Source organism: Caulobacter sp. GW821-FHT12D05 (assembly GCF_058807295.1).
In genome coordinates this window covers 272270-296816 of sequence record NZ_JBXAQO010000004.1, presented here as the reverse complement: position 1 = coordinate 296816, position 24547 = coordinate 272270, and the positions used below count along the sequence as shown (strand labels likewise).

The following is a 24547-nucleotide window of genomic DNA, read 5'->3' as shown; positions in this document are numbered from 1 at the left end:
CTAGTAAAAGTGTCACGTCCGACGGACGACGCGCCAATCGGACGCAGGAGCCTTGTCGCAGGTTCAAGTTAAGAGAATCTGAGTCGGCGAAGAATATTGAAGGTTTACTGTCGGGTAACCATCCCGGAATCGCCACGCGACTCCCGCGTGGGCGTCTTCGCTTTATAGATTCCCCGCGTGGGCGCCTGCGACAAACTGCCCATTCGCACACGACCTCGAATTATTATGTCGAATTGGCGTTTACCAAGTCAGAGGTTGTTAGGAATCTATGGGGATTATCCCCTCTCATGTTGGCGAGCCGTGGGCACGGATCGCTGGTTGGAGGGAACCTAGCGATGAAACGAATTCGTCTCGTCGATCTGCCGTTGATCATCAAGATCGGCATCGCGCCGGCTTTCGCACTGCTCATGCTGGCCCTGATGGCCGCCGGAGCGATCGTCGTTCAGAAAAGCCAGTCGGCTGCTCTGCAAGACGTCGTGCAGACCGACATGCGCGAGAACATGGAGATTCAGGCGCTGTCCAAGCGCATCTCCAACATCAACGGTGAGCTCTACACCGTTCTCACGCACAAGGCCGGCAACATCGACGTCGACAAGAACGACGCGCGCATGGCCGCCGTGCTCAAGGAAACGGACGCGGTCAAGAAGGACCTGACGGCCCTGAAGAGCCATCTGCCGGTCAGCGAACAGGCCAAGATCGCCGAGCTGATCAAGTCGCTCGAAGAATGCCGCAGCGCCATCGACACCGTGTCGGGCATGATCGGCGTCGACTTCGGCATGGCCGTCGGCTTCGTCGCGCCGTTCGAAGAACAATACGCCAAGATGAGCGGGCAGCTGGACCAGGTGGTCGCCGCCGCCAACGCCCGCATCAAGGCCGAGACCGTCAAGCGCGAGGCTGAAGCCAAGGCCGCGATGACGATCACCATCATCATGTCGCTGGTCACCCTGGCTGCCGTCGCCGCCCTGGCCTGGTTCACGGTCATGACGACCCGCAAGTCGATCGCCGACATCGCCGGCGCCACCGACAAGCTGTCGAAGGGCGACAACACGATTGACCTCGAGAAGCTGACGCGCGGCGACGAGCTGGGCGCCATCGTCTCGGCTCTGAAGGTCTTCCGCGACAATCAGCTGCACCTGGATACGCTGCGCGCCGAGCAGGAAAAGTCAGCCGCCCTCACGGCCGACGAACGCCGCGCCAAGGAAGCCGCAGCCGCCTCGGCCGCCAAGGAAGCTTCGACCGTGGTCAGCAGCCTGGCCGAAGGCCTGGAGAAGCTGGCCCAGGGCGACCTGACGTTCCGCGTCACCGCCGACTTCCCGGGCGACTACGCCAAGCTGAAGACCGACTTCAACGGCGCCATGGGCTCGCTGCAGGAGACGATGAAGGTCATCGCCGCCTCGACCGACGGCCTGCGCACCGGCGCCGACGAGATCGCTCATGCCTCGGACGACCTGTCGCGCCGTACGGAGCAACAAGCCGCCAGCCTGGAAGAAACCGCCGCCGCCCTGGACGAGCTGACCGCCACCGTGCGTCGCACGGCCTCGGGCGCTCGCCAAGCCTCGGACGTGGTCTCGACGACGCGTGGCGAAGCGACGCATAGCGGCCAGGTCGTGCATCAGGCAGTGTCGGCCATGGGCGAGATCGAAAACTCGTCCAAGCAGATCAGCCAGATTATCGGCGTGATCGACGAAATCGCCTTCCAGACCAACCTCCTGGCCCTGAACGCCGGCGTCGAAGCCGCGCGTGCGGGTGAAGCGGGCCGCGGCTTCGCGGTCGTCGCCCAGGAAGTTCGCGCCCTGGCCCAGCGTTCGGCCGAAGCGGCCAAGGAGATCAAGGCTCTGATCTCCAGCTCGACCCAGCAGGTCAGCCAAGGCGTCAGCCTGGTCGGCCAGACGGGCGAGGCGCTGCAACGGATCGTGGCGAAGGTCGGCGAGATCGACGCGCTGGTCACCGAGATCGCGGCCTCGGCCGCGGAGCAGGCGACTGGTCTGAACGAAGTCAACACCGCCGTGAACCAGATGGATCAGGTGACCCAGCAGAACGCCGCCATGGTCGAGGAATCGACCGCCGCGACGCACTCGCTGAAGGGTGAAACCGGTGAACTGGTGCGCCTGATGGCCCGCTTCCAAGTGGGCAACGGCGCCTCGACCTACAGCCGTCCGGCTGTGGCCGACACGGCTCAGCACGCCCCGGCGCGCAACCCGGTGGCCGAGCAGCAGGCTCGCCTGAACACCTTCGCCCGTCCGGGCCGGAGCAGTGGTTCGGCGGCTGTCGCCCAGGCCCCCGCCACGGACGGTTGGGAGGAGTTCTAAGAATGGCCGCTGCGATCGCGCTGCCTGAAACCCTGGACCTGAAGGCCGCGGCCCCTCTCAAGGCCGCCTTCCTGGAACGCCGCGGCGCGGCGATCACGGTCGAAGCCGATCAGGTCCGTCGCCTCGGCGGTCTGTGCCTGCAGGTTCTGCTGGCCGCCCGCAAGGCGTGGGACCAGGACGGCCAAGTCTTTTCCATCAAGGGGCCTTCCGAGGCCTTTGTCGAAACCACCCGTCTTTTCGGCGCCGAAAGGGCGCTCCTCTCGGCGGAATTCCAAGGAGCTGAATCGTGACGCGTACGGTTCTCACGGTCGATGATTCCCGCACCATGAGGGACATGCTGCGCATGGCTCTGGTCGGCGCCGGTTTCAACGTGGTCGAGGCTGTCGACGGCGAGCATGGCCTGGAGGTTCTCTCCGCCCATCGCCCCGACATCATCATCACGGACATCAACATGCCCAAGCTGGACGGCTTCGGCTTCATCGAGGCGGTGCGGGTCGACGACGACTATCGCGCCATCCCGATCCTGGTGCTGACCACGGAAAGCGACCCGGCCAAGAAGCAGCGGGCTCGCGAAGCCGGCGCGACGGGCTGGATCGTAAAGCCTTTCAACCCGGAAAAGCTGGTCGACGCGATCCGTCGCGTCGCCGCCTAACCGGCCAGACGACAGTACCGAGTTTCACTGAGTACCCGTTGCTAGACGCGAATTAGGACGTACGGGATATGGACGAGCTAGAGGCCATCAAGGTCACCTTCTTCCAGGAATGCGAGGAGCTCCTCGCCGACCTCGAGGGCGGTCTCCTGGCTATGCAGGAAGGGGCCGGCGACCTCGAAACGGTCAACGCCGTGTTCCGCGCCGTCCACTCGATCAAGGGTGGCGCGGGCGCTTTCGGCCTCGAGCCGCTGGTGCGTTTCGCCCACGTGTTCGAGACCCTGCTGGACGCCGTGCGCTCGGGCTCCGTGCCCAACACGGTTGAGCTGGCCGCGGTCCTGCTGCGCGCCTCCGACATCCTGGCCGACCACGTCAGCGCCGCTCGCGGCCTGGGCGATGTCGACATGGGGGCTTCGGCCGCCATGGCCGCCGAGCTGGAAACCTGGACCGATCCGAACGCGGCCCCGGCTCACGCCCCCGTGGTCGAAGAGGTCGCTCCGGCCGCCGTTAGCGTTACCGCCGCCGCTGACGACGACGCGATGGATGACGACGACCTCGGCTTCGTCTTCGTGCCCCAGACCATCACGGTCGAGGCGCAGGCCGCCGATTCCGAGCCCAGCAATGTCTGGACGGTGTCGATCCGTCCGAAGTCGGACCTGTATCGCAAGGCCAACGAGACGGCGCTGCTGCTGCGCGAGCTGAACCGCCTGGGTCCGATCAAGGCGACCCTGGACGACAGCGCCCTGCCGGCCCTGGAAGACCTGGATCCGGAAGCCGCGTTCGTCACCTGGAGCGTGCGCCTGGAGACCGAGGAAGACGAAAGCGCGATCCGCGAAGTCTTCGAATTCGTCGACGGCGACTGCGACCTGGAAATCACCCGTGGCGAAGGCGGCGTCCAAGACGCCATGGCCGCGCTGCTGACGGTCGCTGAAGCCCCGGCTGTCGTCGAAGCCGTCGAGTTCGCTCCGGCTCCCGAGCCCATCGAAATCATTGCCCCGGCGCCCGTCGCCGAGGTTGTCGAGCCCGTCGCCCCGGCCCCCGCGCCGGTCGTCGAGGCCGCCAAGCCCGCCGCTGCCGCGCCGGCCGCCGCCACGCCCAAGGCCACCCCGGTCGAAGTCCCGGGTCCCGGCCAATCGGTCATCCGGGTCGACCCGGAACGCATCGATCGCCTGATCGACCTGGTCGGCGAGCTGGTCATCAATCAGGCCATGCTGGCGCAGCGCGTCGGCGAATATGGCATCGCCCCGTCCTCGAACCTGGCCATGGGTCTGGATGAGCTGGAACAGCTCACCCGCGAGATCCAGGACAGCGTCATGGCCATCCGCGCCCAGCCGGTGAAGTCGGTGTTCCAGCGCATGCCGCGCCTGGTCCGCGAAGTCGCCAACATGACGAGCAAGCAGGCTCGCCTGGTGATGGAAGGCGAGAACACCGAGGTCGACAAGACGGTCATCGAGCGTCTGTCCGACCCGATCACCCACATGCTGCGCAACGCCATCGACCACGGGCTGGAAAGCCCCGAGGAGCGCAAGGCGGCCGGCAAGAATCCCGAAGGCGTCGTGCGCCTGGCCGCCCTGCACCGCAGCGGCCGGATCGTCATCGAGGTCTCGGACGACGGCAAGGGCATCAACCGCGAGCGCGTCTTCGGCATCGCGGTCAAGAAGGGGCTGATCGCTCCCGACCTGACCCTGACCGACGAAGAGATCGACAACCTGATCTTCCTGCCGGGCTTCTCGACCGCCGAGAAGATCTCAGACGTCTCGGGCCGCGGCGTCGGCATGGACGTGGTCAAGCGCTCGGTCCAGGCCCTGGGCGGCCGCATCTCGATCACCTCGCGTCCCGGTCTGGGCTCGACCTTCACGCTCAGCCTGCCGCTGACCCTGGCCGTCCTGGACGGCATGGTGGTCGACGTCGCCGGCGAGACCCTGGTCGTGCCGCTGGCCGCCATCGTCGAGAGCCTGCGTCCCAAGCCGGAAGAAGTTCGCCCGCTGGGCCCCGTCGGCTCGGTGCTGGCCGTCCGCGACAGCTTCGTGCCGCTGATCGACGTCGGCCAGGCCCTGGGCTACCGCGACCACTCGCCCGCCCCGACAGACGGCGTCGTGCTGCTGGTCGAAGGTGAAGACGGCTCGCGCGCCGCCCTGGTGGCCGACGCCATCCATGGTCAGCGCCAGGTCGTCATCAAGTCGCTGGAACAGAACTACCAGCAGGTCGAGGGCGTCGCCGCCGCGACCATCCTGGGCGACGGCCGCGTCGCGCTGATCCTCGACGTCGACGCCACCATCGCGATGCGCCGCCGGGAAGGCGGTACGCCGCGTCCCACCGAACCCACCCTCATCGCCGCGGAGTAAGTCATGACCGACCTTGCCACCGCCTCCGGCGCTGACCGCCGGGAACTGATTTCCTTCCGTGTCGGCGACCAGGAATACTGCGTCGACATCATGGCGGTTCGCGAGATCCGCGGCTGGAGCCCGGCCACCGTGCTCCCGCAGTCGCCCGGCTTCATGCGCGGCGTCATCAACCTGCGCGGCGCGGTCCTGCCGATCATGGACCTGGCCTGCCGCCTGGGCATGCCGGTGATCGAGCCGACCGTCCGCAGCGTCTTCATCGTGGTCAAGGCGGGCGACCGCACCGTCGGCCTGCTGGTCGACGCGGTCTCGGACATCCTGTCGATCAACGACGACATGGTGCAGCCGACGCCGGACATGGCCTGCGACACCGTCCGCAACTTCGTGCGCGGCATCATCTCGATCGAAGGCCGCATGATCAGCGAGATCTCGCTGGACCGCATCCTTCCCGAACGCGAGGCTCTGGCCGCCTGATGAGCACTGCTTCCGCCTCTACCCGTGAAGCCCTCGTCGATGGCGAGTTCGCGTTCACGACCGCCGACTTCAAGCGCATCGCCGCGCTGCTGTACGACCTGGCCGGCATCAGCCTGCCCGACAGCAAGGCGACGCTGGTCTATTCGCGCCTGGCCAAGCGCCTGCGCACCCTGGGCCTGCGCACCTTCACCGACTACTGCGCCTTCGTCTCCAGCGACAAGGGCGGCGACGAGAGCCAGGAAATGCTCCGGGCTCTGACCACCAACGTCACGCGCTTCTTCCGCGAGCCGCACCACTTCGACGACCTGCGCGCCAACATCCTGGAGCCGGTCGCCGACAAGGTCCGCGCCGGGGGCCGCCTGCGCCTGTGGTCGGCCGCCAGCTCGTCGGGCCAGGAGCCCTATTCGATGGCCTTCACGGTGCTGTCGGTCTGGCCGAACGCCGCGGATCTGGACATCCGGATCCTGGGCACGGACATCGACACCAACGTGCTCGCGACCGGTCGTGAGGCCGTCTACGACGAGAGCCTGCTGGAAGGCATCCCCGCCAATGTGCGCGGTCAGTACTTCGAGCGTGACGCCGACCGCCGCAGCTGGCGCGTCAGCGAGGCTGCTCGCAGCCTGGTCGCGTTCCGGGAACTAAATCTCAACGGTCCGTCCTGGCCTATGAAGGGCCCGTTCGACGCAATCTTCTGCCGGAATGTCGTGATCTATTTCGATGAACCCACCCAGGAACGTGTTTGGAGCCGGTTCGCCCCGCTCATCGCGCCCGGCGGCCGTCTGTATGTCGGCCACTCCGAGCGCGTCGGGGCTTCGGTCACCGCGTTCGAGAGCTGCGGCCTGACCGCCTATCGAAAGGTGGGTCGCTGATGCCTAAGATTCGCGTTCTGGTCGTCGACGACTCCGCCACCATGCGGAGCCTGATCACGGCGGCCCTCAATCGTGACCCGGACATCGAGGTGGTCGGCGGCGCCGGCGACCCGTTCGAGGCTCGCGGCATGATCAAGGCCCTGAACCCCGACGTCGTCACCCTCGACATCGAGATGCCGAACATGAACGGCATCGAGTTCCTCGAGAAGATCATGCGCCTGCGGCCGATGCCGGTGGTCATGGTCTCGACCCTGACCCAGGCCGGCGCCGAAATGACGCTGCGGGCCCTGGAACTGGGCGCGGTGGATTGCGTGGGCAAGCCCGCCGACGCCACCGGCACCCAGGAAGCCCTGTCCGAGATCGTCGCCAAGGTGAAGATCGCGGCGCGCGCCTCGGTCCGCACCAACGCCGGCGCCGCGCCGGCGTCCGCGCCGACGCGCCGCAAGGACTTCATGCCCTCGGGCGACATCGTGGCGATCGGGTCGTCGACCGGCGGGGTGGAAGCCCTTCTGTCGATCCTGACCCTGTTCCCCGAGACCTGCCCGCCGACGGTCATCACCCAGCACATGCCGGCCACCTTCACCGCCAGCTTCGCCGCGCGCCTGGATCGCGCCAGCGGGGCCAAGGTGCAGGAAGCCACGGACGGCGCGCTGCTGGAGCCCGGCAAGGTCTATGTCGCTCCCGGCGGCGCCACGCACCTGGAGGTCGTCCGCTCGGCCGGTCTGCGTTGCCGCCTGGTCCAGGGCGACCCGGTCAGCGGCCACCGCCCGTCGGTGGACGTGCTGTTCAACTCGGTGGCCGCCGCTGTCGGCGACAAGGCGGTCGGGGCCATCCTGACCGGCATGGGCCGCGACGGCGCTCAAGGCCTTCTGGCCATGCGCAAGGCCGGCGCCAAGACGCTGGGCCAGGACGAGGCCTCGTGCGTCGTCTACGGCATGCCGCGCTCTGCTTTCGAACTTGGCGCTGTGGAAAAGCAGGTTTCCCTGTCCCACATGGGCCAATCCATTCTCGATCTGGCCTCCGCGAGGCGATGAACCATGCCGCAAGCTAGCTCCATCTCCGTACTCGTGGTCGACGACCAGCTCACCATGCGGGCTCTGATCCGCAATGCGTTGCAGCAGATCGGCTTCAAGGACATCCGTGAGGCGCCCGATGGCGAGGAGGCTCTCAAGAACCTCCTGGCCAAGCCGGCCAACCTCGTCATCTCGGACTTCAACATGCCGAAGATGGATGGCCTGGCCCTGCTGCGCGCGGTGCGCTCGCACCCGCCGATCCGCCAAACGGCCTTCGTCATGCTGACGGGCCGCGCCGACCGTGAACTGGTCCAGCGCGCCGTGCAGTTCGGCGTCAACAACTACTGCGTCAAGCCGTTCACGGTGCAGGGGTTGCGAGAGAAGATCGAACAGGTCTTCGGAGCATTGACCTGATGCAGTTCGCACACAACGACGACCCGGAACGGGCGATCAAGGTTCACGTGACCCAAGGCGAAAGCCATGTGACGACCGACCCGCAGGTCGTCATGACCACCGTGCTGGGCTCGTGCATCGCCGCCTGCATCCGCGACCCGCAAGCCGGCGTCGGCGGCATGAACCACTTCCTGCTGCCGGAAGGCGACGGACGCGGGGGCGGCGACGCCGTCCGCTACGGCGCCTACGCCATGGAACTGCTGATCAACGACCTGCTGAAGCGCGGCGCGCGCCGCGAGCGGCTGGAAGCCAAGATCTTCGGCGGCGCCAAGCTGTTCGACGGCCTGTCGGACGTCGGCGCCAGCAACTCCGCGTTTGCGGAACGTTTCCTGCGCGACGAAGGCATCCCGATCGTCTCGTCCAGCACCGGCGGGGTTTCTGCCCGTCGCGTCGAGTTCTGGCCGACCTCGGGCCGCGTCCGCCAGCGCCTGGTGGCCGTCGACAACGCTCCGCAGGACGTTCGTCGTCCCGCGCCCGCCCCGATGCCTGCCGCTTCCAGCGGCGATGTGGATCTGTTCTAGCGCCCATGAGCTCATCGCCGCTGCCGTTGACGCCGATCGCCCCGACCGAGGATCACCTCCCGGTCCAGGAGTTGTCGCGTCGTCTGGCGGCGGAGCTGGCCTCGGCCGCCGCCATCTGCCGCGACTGCGAGCATCTGGTCGGCGACCTGGCCAAGGAGGGCGGGGCCACGGTCGAGAACCTCGCGCGCCTGCAGGCCCTGGACGAGCTGAGCCAGCGCCTGCACGGCCTGTCCGAGGTGCTCGAGCGCGTCGGCCTGCACGCCTCCGGTGAATGGGCGATGTCGATCGCGCCGGTCCTGAACGGCCTGGGCCTGTCCGACATGGCCATGCGCCTGCGCGCCGAGGAACTGGGCGAACGCGCCGAGGCCGGCGAGCTGGACTTCTTCTAGCGGCCGATGCCGGAAGCGCTCCTCCCCTCGGCACGGATCAATCTCGAACGAGCCACGGTGCTCGTACTGGACGACAACGGCGCCTCGCTGGACATTTTGTCGCAGGTCGTCTCGGGCTTCGGCGTCAAGCAGCTGTATCGCGCCGAGACCGTCGCCGACGCTCAGGCGCTGATCCGTACCAAGACCTTCGACCTGATCATCAGCGACGTGCAGATGCCCGTCACCGACGGCATCGAATTCATCGAGTGGCTGCGCCGCGAGGGCGGCGAGACCAATCGCTACATCCCGGTGATCCTGGTCACCGGTCACACCCGCACCTCGCAGATCTTCAAGCTGCGCGACGCGGGCTCCAACTACGTCGTGGCCAAGCCGATCACGCCCAAGGTGCTGCTGGAGCGCATCTTCTGGGTGGCGCGCGAGGAGCGACAATTTATCGAATGTGATAGTTTCATTGGGCCAGACAGGCGATTCAAGCACGAGGGACCCCCGCCGGGGACGGACGGACGGCGGAAGGATGACCTCCCGGCAGAGGTGGGCGATGCGCAGACGCCCAACATGTCGGACGACGAAATCGCCAACCTGATGCGCCCAGCCAAGGTGCAGATATGACCGTCCGCAAGTTCCGTCCCCCCAACCGCCTCGCCTCGCTGATCAAGGACAAGGGCGGCATCCTGGCCAAGGACGCCGTCGCCGCCGCCGAGGCCGGGGTCGAGACCCTGCGCGAGTCGTCGATGGCCGCGCTGGATGAGGCTCTGGGCGAGATCGAGCGCCGTTTCGGCAAGGCCGCGCCCGATCGCGCGAGCGAGAACGCCGAGGTGCTGTACCTGCTGGCCTCGCGCGTCATCGACGTCAGCCTGTTCGTCGCGGACGCCGGGATCGACAAGGCGGCGATGTCGCTGTGCGGCCTGGCCGATAGCTGCGCCTCCGCCGGCGCCTGGCGCTGGGACGCCGTGGACGTGCACCTCAACGCCATGAAGCTGCTGCGGGCCCACGGCGCCGAGCTGCCGGTCGAGCATCGCGACGCCATGTTGCAGGGCCTGTACCAGGTCAGCCACTACAAGCCGGAAGAGGGCTGAAGCCCTCTCCAGCGGCCGTGTGACAGAACGCCGCTATGTGTCGAAACCGCAACGGAGTTACAAACTCCGCAGGTTGTGACCGCTTTGTGGCCTTGTCGGCCGCATCGGGCTTTGTTAGCAGTCTGATACCGGTGTCAAAAACCATAGTTCGGTTCTGACACCGGTGGCAAAAATGAAGATCAAATAAGGCTGGACGCCGGTCTCGTGGGAAGGACGCGAGGCCGGAAAGAAGGCCGAAGGCGGCGGTGACGTCGCCTCGCACCGACCAAATGGTCGACACGGGAGGAGGTTCTATGTCCAAGAAGTTCACGGGACGCGTGCGCGTCCTGCACTACGGCGTGTCCGTTGGCGCGCTGGCCCTGGCGATGTACGCCGGCGCCGCAGCCGCTCAAACCGCACCAGCCCCAGCCGCCGCAAGCGAAGAAGTCGAAGCCGTCGTCGTTACGGGCTTCCGCGCCTCGCTGGCCAACGCCCTGGACGTGAAGCGTCGTGAAAACGACCTCGTCGACGTCATCAAAGCCCAGGACATCGCCGATTTCCCCGACCTGAACCTGGCGGAATCGCTGCAGCGCGTGCCGGGCGTGTCGATCGACCGTGACGGCGGCGAAGGCCGCACCATCACCGTCCGCGGTCTGAACGCCGACTTCACCGTCGTGCGCCTGAACGGCCTGGAAGCCCTGGCCACCACCGGCGGCAAGGACGGTTCGGGCGGCGCCAACCGCAGCCGTCAGTTCGACTTCTCGATCTTCGCCTCGGAGCTGTTCAACAGCGTCACCGTGCGCAAGTCGACCTCGGCCAGCAACGAAGAAGGCTCGCTGGGCGCGATCGTCGACCTGCAGGCCTCGCGCCCGTTCGACTTCAGCAAGTTCACGATGAGCGCGTCGGGCAAGATCGGCTGGAACGATCTCTCGCGAAAGAGCGACCCGCGCTACACCTTCCTGATCAGCGACCGGTGGGACACCGGGATCGGTGAATTCGGCGCGCTGCTGTCGGTCGCCTACGCCACCCGCGCCCAGCGCGAAGAGGGCTCCTCGACCGGCCGCTGGGAAAACCCGTCGGTCGCCAACAATTCGTCGACGGCCTTCCCGTGCTTCGGCGCGGCCTACAATCCGCAGACCGCAGGCTATACGCCCGGCGGCACGACCTTCTCGAACTCGGCGGCCTGCGCCGACAGCAGCATCGGCTACGGCTATGACCCGGTCACCGGCGCCCGCGTGCCGGTCACCGGCACGACGCCCGCCAAAGCCGGCGCCGCCAACGCCCTCTGGCACCCGCGGATCCCGCGCTACGGCCGCCTGGACTACGACCAGAAGCGTCTGGGGGTGACTGGTTCGCTGCAATGGCGTCCGAACGATCGCTCGACCCTGACCCTCGACGGGATGCTGGCCAAGTTCACCAACAACCGCGACGAGACCTATCTGGAAATCATCTCGTTCAGCCGCAGCGGCGCGGGCTTGCCCCAGACGGACGTCGTGAACTTCACGGCCGACAGCAAGGGCACCCTGATCAAGGGCACGTTCGACGACGTCGACGCCCGGGTCGAATATCGCCACGACGACCTGAAGACCGAGTTCAACCAGCTCGTCCTGACCTACGACACCAAGTTCGGCGAAGCCGGCAATCTGAAGGTGACCTACGGCCAGTCGCGCTCGATCCAGGACAACCCGGTCCAGACGACCTTCTCGTTCGATCGCTACGACAGCGACGGCTACAGCTACGACTATTCGCAGAACGACAAGCTGCCGAACTTCAACTACGGCTTCGATCCGACCAATCCCGCCAACTACCAGTACAGCGCCAGCAACGCCCTGGGCGACGCCTCGCTGCTGCGCCTGCGTCCCAGCAAGGCGGTCAACACCTTCAAGACCATCCGGGCCGACATCGACTACCAGATCCTGGACGGCTTCAAGCTGCGCTACGGCGGCGCCTACAAGGAGTACGGCTTCAGCTCGTGGGAAAAGCGCCTCAACTCGCGCGTCCTGGCGGGCAACACGGCCACCACCTTCACCAACGAAGCCGCCTTCGGCCTGCCCGCGGGCGTGTCGGTCGCCGACGTCTCGCGCGTGATCTCCGGCTTCGGTCGCGGTCTGGACCTGCCGTCGGGCGTGCCGACGTCGTGGCTGGCGCCGGACCTCGAGAAGCTGAAGCAAAAGCTCGGTTACGACTGTGACTGCGTCAACGCCAACGGCGACTTCCGCCTGAGCGTCCTGAACCAGCTGGGCGCGGTGCGCAGCATCAGCGAGAAGGACACGGCCCTCTATCTGCAAGGCGACTTCGACTACGACATCTTCAACATCCCGGTGCGCGGCAATATCGGCGTGCGGTATGTGAAGACCGAGCAGGCCGCCACGGGCCACTACAGCACGGGTAACACCCCGCTGACGGTGACGACCCTGGGCGGGACCTTCTCGCAGCGCACCCCGATCGACGCCGTTCAGTCGACTTCGCGCCAGTACCACAACACGCTGCCGTCCCTGAACGTCTCGGCCCAGCCGTTCGACAACTTCTATGTCCGCTTCGCCGCCGCCAAGACGATGACGCGTCCGCAGCTGCAGAACCTGACGCCGGGCTACACGGCGATCAACCAGCAGGCCCAGACGATCACCCGGGGCAATCCGGACCTGAACCCGATGCTGTCCAACAATCTGGACCTCGGCTTCGAGTGGTATCCGGACAAGGAAACCCTGTTCTCGATCGGGCTCTTCCAGAAGGACATCAAGTCCTACATCCAGACCTCGGCGATCAACATGCCGTGGACCGAGACCGGCCTGCCGGACAACCTGCTGTCGAACGGCAACACCGCCAGCACGGAATTCACGGTCACGACCCAGATCAACAGCCCCGGCGGCAAGCTGAAGGGCTACGAGATCTCGCTGCAGCGTCCGTTCACGTTCCTGCCGGCGCCGTTCGACGGTTTCGGCGGCATCGTGAACTACACGCACGTCAAGAGCGACATCGACTACGTGATCCGCAACCCGGTCTACAACGCGGCCAAGGTCATGACCTCGCCCGCGCTGCTGATCACCCAGCCGCTGCTGAACCTGTCGCCCGAGGCCTACAACGCGACGCTCTATTACGAAAAGGGTCCGTTCAAGGCCCGCGTCTCGGCCTCGTATCGCGACCCGTACCTGATCCAGGTGGCCCCGTCGGCCACCAACAACAACGATGTTCGGATCAAGGAAAAGACCATGAACATCGATACCCAGGTCAGCTACAACATCGGCAACTTCACCATCACCCTGGAAGGCATCAACCTGACCGACCAGGAAGACAGCAAGGTCGACGACTCGACCCGCATGATCTCGGAAGAGTACGTGCACTACGGTCGTCAATTCTATCTGGGCTTCAAGTGGAAGTACTAAGCTTCCACTGGGCCTAACCTGAAACGAGAAGGGCGCTGACCTCGCGGTCAGCGCCCTTTTTGCTAGGCCGAAACGCCGTCGATCCAGGTTCGTCGGACCGACAGATCCTCGTTCAGCAGGCAGAAGTCCGCCGCACAGCCCGGCGCGATCCGGCCGCGCTGGCCTTCCAGGCCCAGGAACGCCGCGGGGGCGGCCGAGGCCATCATCACCGCGTCTTCCAGGCGCACGTCCAGCATCCGGACCGTGTTGCGAACAGCCCCGGCCATGTCGAGATCCGAGCCGGCCAGGGTGCCGTCGTCGCCGACGCAGACGCCGTCCCGGACCACGATCTGGCGGCCCTGCAGGGTGAAGCGCTTGTCGGCCATGCCCACGGTCGGCATGGCGTCGGTCACCAGCATGAAGCGGTCCAACGGCCGGGTGCGCAGGGCCAGCTTCAGGGTGACCGGATCGACGTGGCGGCCATCGACGATCAGGCCGCACCAGGCGGTCAGGCTTTCCAGGGCCGCGCCGACCGCGCCGGGCTCGCGGCTGGTCAGCGGCGACATGGCGTTGAACAGGTGCGTGAAGCCGGTCAGGCCGTGGTCCAGCGCCTGGCGCATCGTGCCGTAGAGGGCGTTGGTGTGGCCGGCGGCCACGTGCACCCCGGCGTCGGCCAGCCGCTGGATCATGTCCGGCGTGGTGCGCTCGGGGGCCAGGGTTACCAGGGTCTTGCCGACCTTCAGCGACGACAGCAGCGCCAGCGCTTCCTCGTCGATGACCCGGAACTTGCCCTCGTCGTGAATGCCCTTGCGCTTGGGATTGAGGAACGGGCCCTCGATATGGACGCCCAGCACGCCGGGCACGCCCTGCTCGATGGCCTGCTCGGTGGCGCGCATTGCCTGGTCGACGACCGAGAGGTCGTCGCTGATCAGGGTCGGCAGGAAGCCCGTCGTGCCATAGGCGCGGTGGGCCGCGCCGATCGCGGCGATGGCTTCGGGCGTAGGCGAGTCGTTGAACAGCACCCCGCCGCCGCCATTGACCTGGGTGTCGATATAGCCGGGGACCAGCAGGCCGCCGTCCAGGTCGGTGCGCGCGGCGTCGGCCGGAACCTCGGACGCGGCGACGACGCCGGTGATCTTGCCGTCTTGGATCAGTACGGCCTTGCCGGTTTCGACACCGGTGGCCGTCAGGACGCGGCCATTGACGAGAGCAGCCAGCATCAGACGGTTTCAGTGACCTTGTTGAGGTGGGGCGGGCTGTCGGGATTATAGCCGCGCGCGACCGACAGGGCGTTGGCCATGCGGTAGAAGCTCTGGATCATCAGGATCGGCTCCAGCACCGGATGGGCCGAGACGGTCGGCAGCACGCCGTCACCGGCTTCGCCCGGCGCGGCGATCAGCACCGTGGCGCCGCGCGCGCGCAGGCCCTTGGCCATGTCGTCGACGCTGGCGCGGCTCTCGTCGTTCTGGGCGAAGACCAGGGCCGGGAAACCGTCCTTCACCAGGGCCATCGGGCCATGCAGCACCTCGGCGGCGCTGAAGGCCTCGGCGTGCAGGCCGCAGGTCTCCTTGAACTTCAGGGCCGCTTCCAGGGCCACGCCGAAACCGACGCCGCGCCCCAGCACATAGAGGTTGCGGGCCAGCTTCAGGCTCTCGACGGCCGGGTTCCAGTCCAGGGTCCAGGCTTCCGCCAGGGCCTTGGGCAGGCTCGACAGGGCCGAGGTGAGCTCGGCGTCCTCGGTCCAGGCGGCGATCAGCTGGGTGATGGCGACCAGGGCGGCGATGTACGACTTGGTGGCCGCCACCGACAGCTCGGGACCGGCGTGCAGCGGGATGACCTCGTCGGCCAGTTCGGCGAGCGGCGAGTCCGTGACGTTGACCAGGGCCACGGCATAGGCGCCGGCGGCCTTGGCGGCTTTCACCGACGCCAGCAGGTCGGGGCTCTTGCCCGACTGCGAGATGGCCAGGACGACGGCGCCTTCCAGATTGGGCGAGGCGTCATAGACCGAGCTGACCGACAGGCCGGCCGACGAGGTCAGGACCCCGGCCTTGGTCTCGATCAGGTAGCGGGCGAAGGTAGCGGCATGGTCGCTGCTGCCGCGGGCGATGGTGACGACCACGCGCGGCGGGTTGGCGCGCAGGCGCTGGGCCAGGGCCTCGATCTTGCGGGCATTGGCGGTCAGCTGGGTCGCGGCGACCGAGGCGGCTTCGCCGGCCTCCAGGAACATGCGCGTCGATTCCGGCGACAACCGCTGTGCGGGGCTCTCAGGACGGGTCATGACAGTCGCCTCCAAGCTCAACTCCTAACTCAGGACAGAGAGTTCAATTCGGCGACGAAATCGTACGCATCGCCGCGATAATAGGATTGTGTGACTTCCACCGCCCGGCCGTCGCGCAGGAAGCCGCGGCGCTCGATCAGCAGGCCGGCGTCCTTGACGGGAACGCCCAGCAGGTCGGCCTGTTCGGCCTGGAACAGCACCGCGCGCAGCCGCTGCAGGGCGCGCACGGGGCGATGGCCGGTGGCCTCGAGGGCTTCGTACAGCGACGTGCCCACGGCTTCGGTCGAGGGCAGGGCGAAGGCGGCGATGGTGGTGTATTCCACGGCCATTGGCGCGCCGTCGGCATAACGGATGCGGGCGAAGCGGAAGACCGACGTGCCGGGCGACAGGCCCAGGGTCAGCGACTCTTCCGGGTTCACCTGGCCTTCGCTGCGGCTGATCCATTCGCTGCGCGGCACGCGACCGCGCGAGATCATGTCCTCGGTGAAGGACGACAGCTTGGAGAAGCTCTTTTCCACGCGCGCGGCGACGAACGTGCCCGCGCCCTGGCGGCGCGTCAGCAGGCCCTCGCTGACCAGGCCGTCCAGCGCCTTGCGGACGGTGATGCGCGAGATGCTGAATTCCTCGGCCAGGTCCCGCTCGGCGGGCAGGGCGTCGTCGGGCGACAGCACCTTCTTCTGGATGGCCTCACGCAGCGCGCGCTGCAGCTGCTTGTAGAGCGGAGCATGGTCGCCGGCGGCGTCGAGCCGGCCGATCCGTTCAGCAAACGTCATTCACAGCCCTCCCTTCACCCCCAAGGCGCCGCCCAAGTCGGATGCGCGATCGGCGCGCATCCAGCAGCGCCTCACGCCTGCTTCGATAGCATATGACCATTTTCATACCAATAAGAACGTGGTCTGCAATTGGTTTCTTTTTGGCCTTGTCAGATGCAAAAAATCCGTCACAGTCAGCGTCCGAGGCTTGAGAAGTACCAGGTTCCACGGGGTTTCCGGGGTTGATTGGTATCGAATTGGTCTTTGGGGTTTGGCTTGCGGTCCGAGCAGCCGAGCAAATGGGGAGAATTGAACGATGAAGTATTTCCACAAGGCCGTCCTGGCCGCCTCCGCTAGCGCCATGGCGGTCCTCGCCGCCGCGCCGGCCCTGGCCCAGGACAACAACGTCGAGGAAGTGGTCGTCACCGGCATCCGCGCCTCGCTTCTGCAATCCATCGAGTCCAAGCGCCGCGCCGACGCCATTGTCGACGTCGTCACCGCCGAAGATGTCGGCAAGTTCCCGAGCACCAACGTCGCCGAAGCCCTGACCATCGTCCCGGGCGTCACCGTCGACCGCGCCTTTGGCCAAGGTGAAAAGGTCAGCATCCTGGGCACCGACCCGGCGCTGAACCGCACTCTGCTGAACGGCCAGACCGTCGCGTCCGCCGACTGGTTCATTCTCGACTCGCCGGGCCGCACCTTCAACTACGCCCTGCTGGCCCCGCAGATCGTCGGCAAGGTCGAGGTGTTCAAGTCGCCCGAGCCGCGCATCGACGAAGGCAGCATCGGCGGTACGGTCATCGTCAACACCCGCAAGCCGCTGGACCTGAAGTCGGGTCTGATCGCCGGCGCGGTGAGCTATCTGTACAACGACCGCTCCAAGAAGGGCGACGCCCAGGGCTCGCTGCTGGTCAGCTGGAAGAACGAAGCCCAGACCTTCGGCGCCAGCTTCTCGGTGCAGCGCGCCGAAGACCAGCTGCGTCGTGACGGCGTCGAAAGCTACGGCACCATCGCCGCAAACCAGTGGGCCGGCGGCAACCCGGACAACCCGGTGGACTCGCGGACCCGCGGCTGCACCGGTTCGTGCGCCACGACCCTGACGTCCAACCTGAACGCCCGCAGCCCGAACGCCTTCGGCGCCTCGTACTTCGAGCAAGGCCGCAAGCGCACCACCTACACCACGGCCCTGCAGTGGAAGCCGACCGACGCCCTGTCGTTCGAGTTCAACTGGCTGAAGATCGACGCCACCTACGACAACACCAACCAGTCGATGTACGCCTTCCAGGGCAACACCTGGAACAGCCTGGGCGCCCTGACCGACCTGACCGTCAAGGACGGCGTCGTGACCAAGGCCTCGTTCAAGAACGCCCTCAGCGTCCTGGACGTGCAGTACCGCGAAGCCGGCCTGACCTCCGACACCTACCACCTGAAGGGCGGGTACAAGGGCGACAGCTGGGACCTGAACGGCGAGATCGGCAAGTCCACCGCCGACGGCGGCACCAAGCGTCAGGTCTTCCTCGAGTTCCTGAACTGGGCCGACTACACCGTCGACCTGTCGGGCGCGCCGAAGACCCCGGGCAACCTGTCCTACACGACCAACGTGCTGGGCAACCCGGCCGCCTTCGCGACCGATCCGGGCTGGAGCGGCAACCTCGTTTCCAAGCCGACGACCGACGAAGAGAAGTACGCCCAGATCGACCTGGGCAAGGACTTCGACGGCGTGATCCAGCGCGTCCAGGTCGGCTACAAGCGTCGTGAGCACGAGACCGGCCAGCAATATGCCGGCATCGCCATCACCGGCGTCGCCGCCCCGGCTTCGCTGTTCGCCGCCAGCCAGGTCCCGGGCAACTACCTGAAGGGCTTCGACGGCGTTAACAGCCAGATGCAGGATCGCTTCCGGATCAGCGGCCAGTCGATGGTCGACTACGTCCAGAGCGGCAAGTGGCTGGCGGCCGGCGCTTCGATGCCCAAGCCCTCGATCTTCGCCGCCGCCGAGTTCACGGCTGGCAACTGGAACATCGAAGAAAACATCGACGCCGCCTATGCCCAGGCCAATTTCAAGGCCGACAACATTCGCGGTAACTTCGGCGTCCGCTACGTGAAGACCTCGGTCAACAGCGCCGGCTACGTCTGCAAGCCCGGCGCGGCCTGCAACGCCGCCGCCGACTGGACCTGGCAGACGACCAAGAAGAGCTACGACAACGTCCTGCCCAGCGTGAACATCATCGTCGACGCGCGTGAGGACCTGGTGTTCCGCTTCGCGGCCGCCCAGGTGATCGCCCGCCCGAACTATGCCGACATGACCAACTACTTCTGGCTGTCGGACGGCATCCTGACCGGCGGCGGCGGCAACCCGAACCTGGATCCCTACAAGTCGAGCAACTTCAACGCCTCGGCCGAGTGGTACTTCCAGCCGCAAGCCATCCTGTCGGCCGAAGTCTTCTACAAGGATATCAACAACTACATCCTGACGCAGACCCAGCCGGAATCGTACTTCAACCAGTCGCAGAACCGGGTCACGACCTATCAGATCAGCCGTCCGTTCAATGCGGGTTCGGCCGAGGTGAAGGGTCTGGCGGTCGCCTACCAGCAGAACTTCGCCCACGGCTTCGGCCTGCTGGCCAACTACACCTATGCTGACGCTTCCGGTAAGGCCGGCGCGCCGCTGCCGTACAGCTCGAAGAACCAGATCAACATCAGCCCCTTCTATGAAATGGGTCCGTTCTCGGCCCGGGCGACGTTCAACTGGCGCTCGAAGTACTTCACCGGCGTGGACCGCGGCGACAACATGTTCGTCCGCGCCCAGAAGAGCCTGGACGCCACGGTCGGTTACGCCGTGAACCAGAACATCACGCTGTCGGTCTCGGGCCAGAACCTGCTGGACACCGAGTACTACGCCTATGCCAACACCACGGCCCTCGCGCGCGGCGTCTACCGCACGGGCCGCAAGCTGCAGGCCACGCTGAACGTCAGCTTCTGATGTTCGGCGGCGGAGGTTCCGGCTCGTCCGGAGCCTCCGACCGCAGCGCAATTGCTTCGCGCGGGGAGCTTGGTCAGGATCAGCCCATGACCGACCCGGCTCCCCACGCGATCGATCCCCTCCTGACTGCAAGCATGGAGCTGGGGCGGGACGGCCGAGGCTCTTGATCCGCGAAAGCGGATCAAGAGCCTCTTTTCCAAGGAGACGGAGCGTGGCGTTTGCCACGCTCTGGGCTGTCCCGCCCGCTTTTTGCCGGCTGTCGACTGACCTTAGTTTTGAGGCCGCGTGACATGACTTCGCTCCGCACTGTCGCCGTTTCGGCGATCGCCTTGGCCGCAGCCTTTTGCGCCACCGCCGCTAGCGCCGAGTCCGCAGGCCTCACCCTGACCCCCGCGCCAGCCAAGGCCGTCCGCGCCGAGGGGACCTTCAAGCTTTCCGCCACGACCCGGATCTCCGTCGCCAAGGGCGATGTCGAGGCCAAAGGCGTGGCCAACCAGCTGGCCGACCTGATCCAGCGCTCGCGCGGTTTCCGTCCCGTGGTGGTCGAAGGACCCGCTGCCGGCGCCATCGTCCTGACCCGCGAAGGACCGGCCGGCGAGGCCTACAAGCTCGACATCGCCCCGAGCGGCGTGACTATCGCCGCCGCCAAGCGCGCGGGCCTGTTCTACGGCGCCATGTCGTTGTGGCAGCTGGCGACGCCAGACGCGGCCAAGGGCCCGGTCGCCATCCCCGCCGCGTCGATCGAGGACGCCCCACGCTTCGCCTGGCGCGGCCTGATGATCGACAGCGCCCGTCACTTCCAGTCGCTGGACACGCTGAAGGCGGTCATCGACACCATGGCGGCGCACAAGATGAACACCTTCCACTGGCACCTGGTCGACGACCAGGGCTGGCGGCTGGAGATCAAGAAGTACCCGAAGCTGACGCAGGTCGCCGGCTGGCGCCACGACCCCGGCGCGGCCGTGAAAGATCCCAAGTACGGCGGCTTCTACACCCAGGACCAGGCCCGCGAGTTGGTCGCCTACGCCGCCGCCCGCAACATCACCGTGGTGCCCGAGATCGAGACCCCGGGCCACGCCCTGGCGCCGATCGTGGCCTATCCGGAGTTGGGCACGGCCGCGCCGGACGCCAGCCACATGGGCGACTGGGGTGTGTTCCCTTGGCTGTACAACACCGACGACGCCACCTTCGCCTTCCTGGACGACGTGCTGACCGAGGTGATGGACATCTTCCCGTCGCCCTTCATTCACGTGGGCGGCGACGAGGCCACCAAGGAGCAGTGGCAGGCCAGCCCCAAGATCCAGGCCAAGATCAAGGAACTGGGTCTCAAGGACGAGCACGAGCTGCAGAGCTGGTTCATCCAGCGGGTCGGCAAGAGCCTGGACAAGCGCGGTCGCCGCCTGATCGGCTGGGACGAGATCCTCGAAGGGGGCCTGGCCCCCAACGCCACGGTCATGTCCTGGCGCGGCATCGACGGCGCCATCGCGGCCGCCAAGGCCGGCCACGACACCGTGCTGTCGCCGCATCCGACCCTCTATCTCGATCACCGCCAGAGCGGCTCGTGGGAAGAGCCGACCGGGCGGGGCAAGATCATCACCCTGAAGGACGTTTACGCCTTCGACCCGGCTCCGGCCCAGCTGACGCCGGACGAGCGCAAGCACATCTTGGGCGTCCAGGCCAATGTCTGGACCGAGCACATGCAGACCGACGTCCGCATGCAGCAGATGGCCTTCCCGCGCGCCATCGCCCTGGCCGAGCGCGGCTGGACGCATGAGGCGGAAATCAACTGGGACGACTTCGCCCGCCGCCTGCCCGCCGAGATGGCGCGGCTGAAGGTGCTGGGCGTCACCGCCAACACCATCCCGTTCGAGCCCAGCCCCAAGCTGTCGGCCGGCGAGGGCGGCAAGACCAAGCTCGACATCTCCGCGCCGCTGGGCGTGGGCGAGGTGCGCTACACCACCGATGGCAAGACCCCGACCACGGCCTCGACAGCCTATGCCGGCGCCCTGGAACTGGCGGCGGGCACGACGGTCAAGGCCCGCACCTTCGTGGACGGCCAGGCCCTCGGCCGCGAGCGTGTCTACAAGGTCGACCCGGCCAGCTTGCAGACCCGCGTCAGCGGCCAGCTGAAGCGCTGCACCAGCCAGGTGCCGCTGCTGATGATCGACGACGCGCCGGCCGCCTTCGACAAGCGGGCGATGTTCGATGTCGACATCTTCAACCCGTGCTGGATCTGGGAAGGCGCGGAGCTGCCCAAGGGCGCGCTGCTGACCGCCCGCATCGGCCAGATCCCGTTCAACTTCCAGGTCGGCAAGGACCGCGCGAAGATCCCGCTGCACGCGCCCGCCACGCCGGGCGGCGAGCTGGAAGTGCGCCTGGGCTGCACGGGCGAGCGCATCGCCGCCATCCCGCTGGGCGACTCCGCGAAAAATCCGGCCCTGTCGACGGTCAGCGGCCGCTTGCCGGCGCAGGCCGGTAAGGTCGATCTTTGCCTCAGCTTCACGAGCAAGACGCTCGATCCGTTCTGGGTCCTCGAGCGCGTGACCGTGAAGCCCGCGAACTGAGAGTAGCTACCGTGTCCAATCTGGTTCTTTCCGCCCCGATGAAGGGCTGGCTCGCGGCGTTGGACGAGACGCCGGACGCGGTGTTCGCCGAGCGGATGCTGGGCGACGGCCTGGCGATCGACCCGCTGGACTCGACCCTGCACGCGCCGTGCGACGCGGTGGTCACCACCGTGCACCGCGCCCGCCACGCCGTGACCCTGCGGGCCGCCAACGGCGTCGAGATCCTGATGCATGTGGGCCTGGAGACCGTGGCCCTGAACGGCGAGGGCTTCACCGTCTTCGTCAAGGAAGGCCAGAGCGTGAAGGCCGGCGATAAGCTGCTGGGCTTTGACCTGGACCTGCTGGCCCAGCGCGCTCGCAGCCTGATCACCCCGGTGGTGATCACCAATCTGGACGCCTTCGAGATCGTGCGCCGCGACCAGGATCGGGCGATCTCGGTCGGCGACTTCCTGATGGAGCTGTCGCCGGTGGGCGGCGCCGTGGCCGCGAGCCAGGTGGCCGCAGGCGAGGTTGCCCGTGACGTGGTCGTGCCGCTGATGCACGGCATCCACGCCCGTCCGGCCGCGCGGATCGCCGAGACCGCCCGCAAGTTCGTGGCCGAGGTCGCGCTGGTGGCCGTCAACCGCCGGGCCAGCGCCAAGAGCCCCGTGGGCGTGATGTCCCTGGCCATCCGCCATGGCGATGCGATCCAGGTGGTGGCGTCCGGCATGGACGCCGAGGCGGCTATCGAGGCGATCGCCGAACTGATCGAAGGCGGCATGGGGGAGGGCGCTCCGGTCGCCGCCAAGAGCGCCGCGCCGGCCGTCGTGACGCCCGAACCGACCGGTCCCGCCGAACTGCCGCGCGACGGCGTGCTGAAGGGCGTACTGGCCGCGCCGGGCCTGGCGATCGGCAAGGCCGTGCGCCTGGCCTCGTCGGACATCGTCGTGCGTGAAGCCGGCGAGGGCGTCGCTCACGAAGAGGCCGCGCTCGCCGCCGCCCTCGACAAGGTCCGCGCCAAGATCGAGGCCAACGCCGCCAAGGGCGACAAGGCCCGCAAGGCGATCCTGGGCGCTCACCTGGCCTTCCTGGAGGATCCGGAACTCGCCGCCGGCGCCCGCCGCCTGATCGGCGAGGGCAAGAGCGCGGGCTACGCCTGGCGCACGGCCGTCGGCGGCTATGTCGACGCCCTGCGCGGTCTGGGCGATCGCCGCCTGGCCGAGCGCGTCGACGACCTGGTCGACCTGGAGCGCCAGGTGCTGAAGGCCCTGGCTGGCGAGGAAGACGACGCCACGGTGCTGCCGCCGGGCTCGATCCTGCTGGCCGACGAACTGCTGCCTTCGCAGCTGATGGGCGTGGATCCCAGCGCCGTGGCCGGTTTCGCCACCGCGCGGGGCGGCCCGACCTCGCACGTGGCCATCCTGGCCGCCGCCATGGGCATCCCGGCGCTCGTCGCCCTGGGTGGCGCGCTGCTCAGCGTCAAGGACGGCGCGGCCCTGATCCTGGACGCCGACAGCGGCACGCTGCGTGTGGCGCCGGACGCTCCCGCGCTGGAAGCGGCCCAGACCGCCCTGGCCCAGCGCCAGGAACGCCGCGCCGCCGCCAAGGCCGCCGCCCACGATCCGTGCGTGACCAAGGACGGCGTCCGCATCGAGGTCTTCGCCAATACCGGCTCGGTCAATGACGCCCTGGCCGCCGTGGCCAATGGCGCCGAGGGCTCGGGCCTGCTGCGCACCGAGTTCCTGTTCCTGGACCGCGAGACCCCGCCGGACGAGGACGAGCAGGCCCGCCAGTACCAGGCCATCGCCTCGGCCCTGGACGGCAAGCCGCTGATCATCCGCACGCTGGACGTCGGCGGCGACAAGGCCGCGCCGTACCTGCCGATCCCGGCTGAGGAGAACCCGGCCCTGGGCCTGCGCGGCGTGCGCGTGTCGCTGTGGCGGCCGCACCTGCTCAAGACCCAGCTGCGCGCCATCCTGCGGGTGAAGCCGCTGGGCCAGTGCAAGATCATGGTCCCGATGATCGCCAGCCTGGACGAGCTGCGCGCCGTCCGCGCCGTGCTGGACGAGGCCAAGCGCGAGATGGGCGTGGTCGAGCGCATCGAACTGGGCGTGATGATCGAGACGCCCGCCGCCGCCGTCACCGCCGACCTGATCGCCGCCGAAGCCGACTTCCTGTCGATCGGCACCAACGACCTGACCCAATATGTGCTGGCCATGGACCGGGGCAATCCCGAGCTGGCCGCCCGCATCGACGCCCTGCACCCCGCCGTGCTGCGGATGATCGACCAGACCTGTCAGGGCGCGGCCAAGCACCATCGCTGGGTCGGCGTCTGCGGCGGCCTGGCCTCCGACGTCGCCGCCACCGCCATCCTGCTGGGCCTGGGTGTCACCGAACTCTCCACCACGGCGTCGATCGCGCCCGAGGTGAAGGCCAAGGTGCGCGCCCTGTCCCTGGACGCCTGTCGCGCGCTTGCGACTCAGGCGCTCAATCAGACTTCTCCCGAGGCCGTCCGCGCCTTGGTCAAAAGCTTCGGAGCCTGATCCCCCATGAAGTCT

At 67.3% G+C, this 24547-nt stretch carries 19 protein-coding genes; 16 read left to right on the top strand and 3 right to left on the bottom strand.

The genetic code is table 11. The features are described from left to right. The first annotated feature begins 287 nt into the window (after positions 1–287). The 13 genes from AC1RRR_RS19550 to AC1RRR_RS19490 all read left to right on the top strand — a co-directional run bounded on the left by AC1RRR_RS19550 (position 288) and on the right by AC1RRR_RS19490 (position 13457). The gene (locus AC1RRR_RS19550; RefSeq protein ID WP_492815551.1) at positions 288–2309 is read left to right on the top strand and encodes a methyl-accepting chemotaxis protein; all 2022 of its coding nucleotides are present in this window, start codon (positions 288–290) and stop codon (positions 2307–2309) included. Positions 2310–2311: 2 nt separating this feature from the next. Then, complete coding sequence (locus tag AC1RRR_RS19545) at positions 2312–2599, top strand: STAS domain-containing protein (RefSeq protein WP_454718051.1); 288 nt, start codon at positions 2312–2314, stop codon at positions 2597–2599. Further along, positions 2596–2961 carry a response regulator gene (locus AC1RRR_RS19540; RefSeq protein ID WP_099581620.1) on the top strand — a complete coding sequence of 122 codons (366 nt, stop codon included), beginning with the start codon at positions 2596–2598 and terminating at the stop codon, positions 2959–2961. The genes AC1RRR_RS19545 and AC1RRR_RS19540 overlap by 4 nt, the downstream gene beginning before the upstream one ends. Positions 2962–3029: 68 nt before the next feature. Continuing rightward, on the top strand, positions 3030–5303 hold the full coding sequence (locus tag AC1RRR_RS19535; protein ID WP_492815550.1) for a chemotaxis protein CheA: 2274 nt from the start codon (positions 3030–3032) through the stop codon (positions 5301–5303). Positions 5304–5306: 3 nt separating this feature from the next. Next, positions 5307–5774: a chemotaxis protein CheW gene (locus tag AC1RRR_RS19530; protein WP_454718049.1), complete on the top strand. Its 468-nt coding sequence runs from the start codon at positions 5307–5309 to the stop codon at positions 5772–5774. Then, complete coding sequence (locus AC1RRR_RS19525; RefSeq protein WP_492815549.1) at positions 5774–6643, top strand: CheR family methyltransferase; 870 nt, start codon at positions 5774–5776, stop codon at positions 6641–6643. Before AC1RRR_RS19530 ends, AC1RRR_RS19525 begins: the two co-directional genes overlap by 1 nt. Next, a complete protein-coding gene (locus tag AC1RRR_RS19520; RefSeq protein WP_492815548.1) occupies positions 6643–7677 on the top strand; it encodes a protein-glutamate methylesterase/protein-glutamine glutaminase in 1035 nt (344 codons plus the stop codon). The genes AC1RRR_RS19525 and AC1RRR_RS19520 overlap by 1 nt, the downstream gene beginning before the upstream one ends. Positions 7678–7680: 3 nt before the next feature. Continuing rightward, entirely contained in the window at positions 7681–8070 is a 390-nt protein-coding gene (locus tag AC1RRR_RS19515; protein WP_454718046.1) for a response regulator, read from the top strand. Continuing rightward, positions 8070–8630, top strand: coding sequence for a chemotaxis protein CheD (locus AC1RRR_RS19510; RefSeq protein ID WP_454718045.1), 561 nt, complete (start codon positions 8070–8072; stop codon positions 8628–8630). The genes AC1RRR_RS19515 and AC1RRR_RS19510 overlap by 1 nt, the downstream gene beginning before the upstream one ends. A gap of 5 nt (positions 8631–8635) precedes the next feature. Further along, on the top strand, positions 8636–9019 hold the full coding sequence (locus tag AC1RRR_RS19505; RefSeq protein WP_454718044.1) for a DUF8776 family protein: 384 nt from the start codon (positions 8636–8638) through the stop codon (positions 9017–9019). Between the two features lie 6 nt (positions 9020–9025). Continuing rightward, positions 9026–9628 carry a response regulator gene (locus AC1RRR_RS19500; protein WP_492815547.1) on the top strand — a complete coding sequence of 201 codons (603 nt, stop codon included), beginning with the start codon at positions 9026–9028 and terminating at the stop codon, positions 9626–9628. Next, positions 9625–10095: a chemotaxis protein CheE gene (locus AC1RRR_RS19495; protein WP_492815546.1), complete on the top strand. Its 471-nt coding sequence runs from the start codon at positions 9625–9627 to the stop codon at positions 10093–10095. The genes AC1RRR_RS19500 and AC1RRR_RS19495 overlap by 4 nt, the downstream gene beginning before the upstream one ends. Before the next feature lie 293 nt (positions 10096–10388). Next, positions 10389–13457 (top strand): TonB-dependent receptor, encoded by a 3069-nt coding sequence (locus AC1RRR_RS19490; RefSeq protein WP_492815545.1) that lies wholly within the window; start codon positions 10389–10391, stop codon positions 13455–13457. Positions 13458–13519: 62 nt separating this feature from the next. Here the strand turns inward: AC1RRR_RS19490 and nagA are convergent, their stop codons facing one another. From nagA to AC1RRR_RS19475, 3 genes are read right to left on the bottom strand one after another with little or no spacing between them, the layout of a single operon-like run. Further along, the gene (nagA, locus tag AC1RRR_RS19485; protein WP_492815544.1) at positions 13520–14656 is read right to left on the bottom strand and encodes an N-acetylglucosamine-6-phosphate deacetylase; all 1137 of its coding nucleotides are present in this window, start codon (positions 14654–14656) and stop codon (positions 13520–13522) included. Beyond that, a complete protein-coding gene (locus AC1RRR_RS19480; RefSeq protein WP_492815543.1) occupies positions 14656–15729 on the bottom strand; it encodes an SIS domain-containing protein in 1074 nt (357 codons plus the stop codon). Before AC1RRR_RS19480 ends, nagA begins: the two co-directional genes overlap by 1 nt. A 14-nt stretch (positions 15730–15743) precedes the next feature. After that, positions 15744–16487: a GntR family transcriptional regulator gene (locus tag AC1RRR_RS19475; RefSeq protein WP_291872081.1), complete on the bottom strand. Its 744-nt coding sequence runs from the start codon at positions 16485–16487 to the stop codon at positions 15744–15746. Positions 16488–16782: 295 nt separating this feature from the next. Between AC1RRR_RS19475 and AC1RRR_RS19470 the strand changes: the two genes are divergently transcribed. The 3 genes from AC1RRR_RS19470 (at position 16783) to ptsP (ending at position 24532) form a co-directional block, all read left to right on the top strand. Continuing rightward, complete coding sequence (locus AC1RRR_RS19470) at positions 16783–19446, top strand: TonB-dependent receptor (RefSeq protein WP_492815542.1); 2664 nt, start codon at positions 16783–16785, stop codon at positions 19444–19446. Between the two features lie 290 nt (positions 19447–19736). Then, positions 19737–22010, top strand: a complete 2274-nt coding sequence (locus tag AC1RRR_RS19465) for a family 20 glycosylhydrolase (RefSeq protein ID WP_492815541.1) — start codon at positions 19737–19739, stop codon at positions 22008–22010. Between the two features lie 38 nt (positions 22011–22048). Beyond that, positions 22049–24532 carry a phosphoenolpyruvate--protein phosphotransferase gene (gene ptsP / locus AC1RRR_RS19460; RefSeq protein WP_492816570.1) on the top strand — a complete coding sequence of 828 codons (2484 nt, stop codon included), beginning with the start codon at positions 22049–22051 and terminating at the stop codon, positions 24530–24532. Positions 24533–24547: the final 15 nt, after the last annotated feature.

What these genes read in the sequence shown, in the direction of transcription:
- AC1RRR_RS19550 (WP_492815551.1), top strand. Translation starts at nt 288, where the DNA reads ATGTTGGCGAGCCGTGGGCACGGATCGCTGGTTGGAGGGAACCTAGCG.
- AC1RRR_RS19545 (WP_454718051.1), top strand. Translation starts at nt 2,312, where the DNA reads ATGGCCGCTGCGATCGCGCTGCCTGAAACCCTGGACCTGAAGGCCGCG.
- AC1RRR_RS19535 (WP_492815550.1), top strand. Translation starts at nt 3,030, where the DNA reads ATGGACGAGCTAGAGGCCATCAAGGTCACCTTCTTCCAGGAATGCGAG.
- AC1RRR_RS19530 (WP_454718049.1), top strand. Translation starts at nt 5,307, where the DNA reads ATGACCGACCTTGCCACCGCCTCCGGCGCTGACCGCCGGGAACTGATT.
- AC1RRR_RS19525 (WP_492815549.1), top strand. Translation starts at nt 5,774, where the DNA reads ATGAGCACTGCTTCCGCCTCTACCCGTGAAGCCCTCGTCGATGGCGAG.
- AC1RRR_RS19520 (WP_492815548.1), top strand. Translation starts at nt 6,643, where the DNA reads ATGCCTAAGATTCGCGTTCTGGTCGTCGACGACTCCGCCACCATGCGG.
- AC1RRR_RS19515 (WP_454718046.1), top strand. Translation starts at nt 7,681, where the DNA reads ATGCCGCAAGCTAGCTCCATCTCCGTACTCGTGGTCGACGACCAGCTC.
- AC1RRR_RS19510 (WP_454718045.1), top strand. Translation starts at nt 8,070, where the DNA reads ATGCAGTTCGCACACAACGACGACCCGGAACGGGCGATCAAGGTTCAC.
- AC1RRR_RS19505 (WP_454718044.1), top strand. Translation starts at nt 8,636, where the DNA reads ATGAGCTCATCGCCGCTGCCGTTGACGCCGATCGCCCCGACCGAGGAT.
- AC1RRR_RS19500 (WP_492815547.1), top strand. Translation starts at nt 9,026, where the DNA reads ATGCCGGAAGCGCTCCTCCCCTCGGCACGGATCAATCTCGAACGAGCC.
- AC1RRR_RS19495 (WP_492815546.1), top strand. Translation starts at nt 9,625, where the DNA reads ATGACCGTCCGCAAGTTCCGTCCCCCCAACCGCCTCGCCTCGCTGATC.
- AC1RRR_RS19490 (WP_492815545.1), top strand. Translation starts at nt 10,389, where the DNA reads ATGTCCAAGAAGTTCACGGGACGCGTGCGCGTCCTGCACTACGGCGTG.
- nagA (WP_492815544.1), bottom strand. Translation starts at nt 14,656, where the DNA reads ATGCTGGCTGCTCTCGTCAATGGCCGCGTCCTGACGGCCACCGGTGTC.
- AC1RRR_RS19475 (WP_291872081.1), bottom strand. Translation starts at nt 16,487, where the DNA reads ATGACGTTTGCTGAACGGATCGGCCGGCTCGACGCCGCCGGCGACCAT.
- AC1RRR_RS19470 (WP_492815542.1), top strand. Translation starts at nt 16,783, where the DNA reads ATGAAGTATTTCCACAAGGCCGTCCTGGCCGCCTCCGCTAGCGCCATG.
- AC1RRR_RS19465 (WP_492815541.1), top strand. Translation starts at nt 19,737, where the DNA reads ATGACTTCGCTCCGCACTGTCGCCGTTTCGGCGATCGCCTTGGCCGCA.
- ptsP (WP_492816570.1), top strand. Translation starts at nt 22,049, where the DNA reads ATGAAGGGCTGGCTCGCGGCGTTGGACGAGACGCCGGACGCGGTGTTC.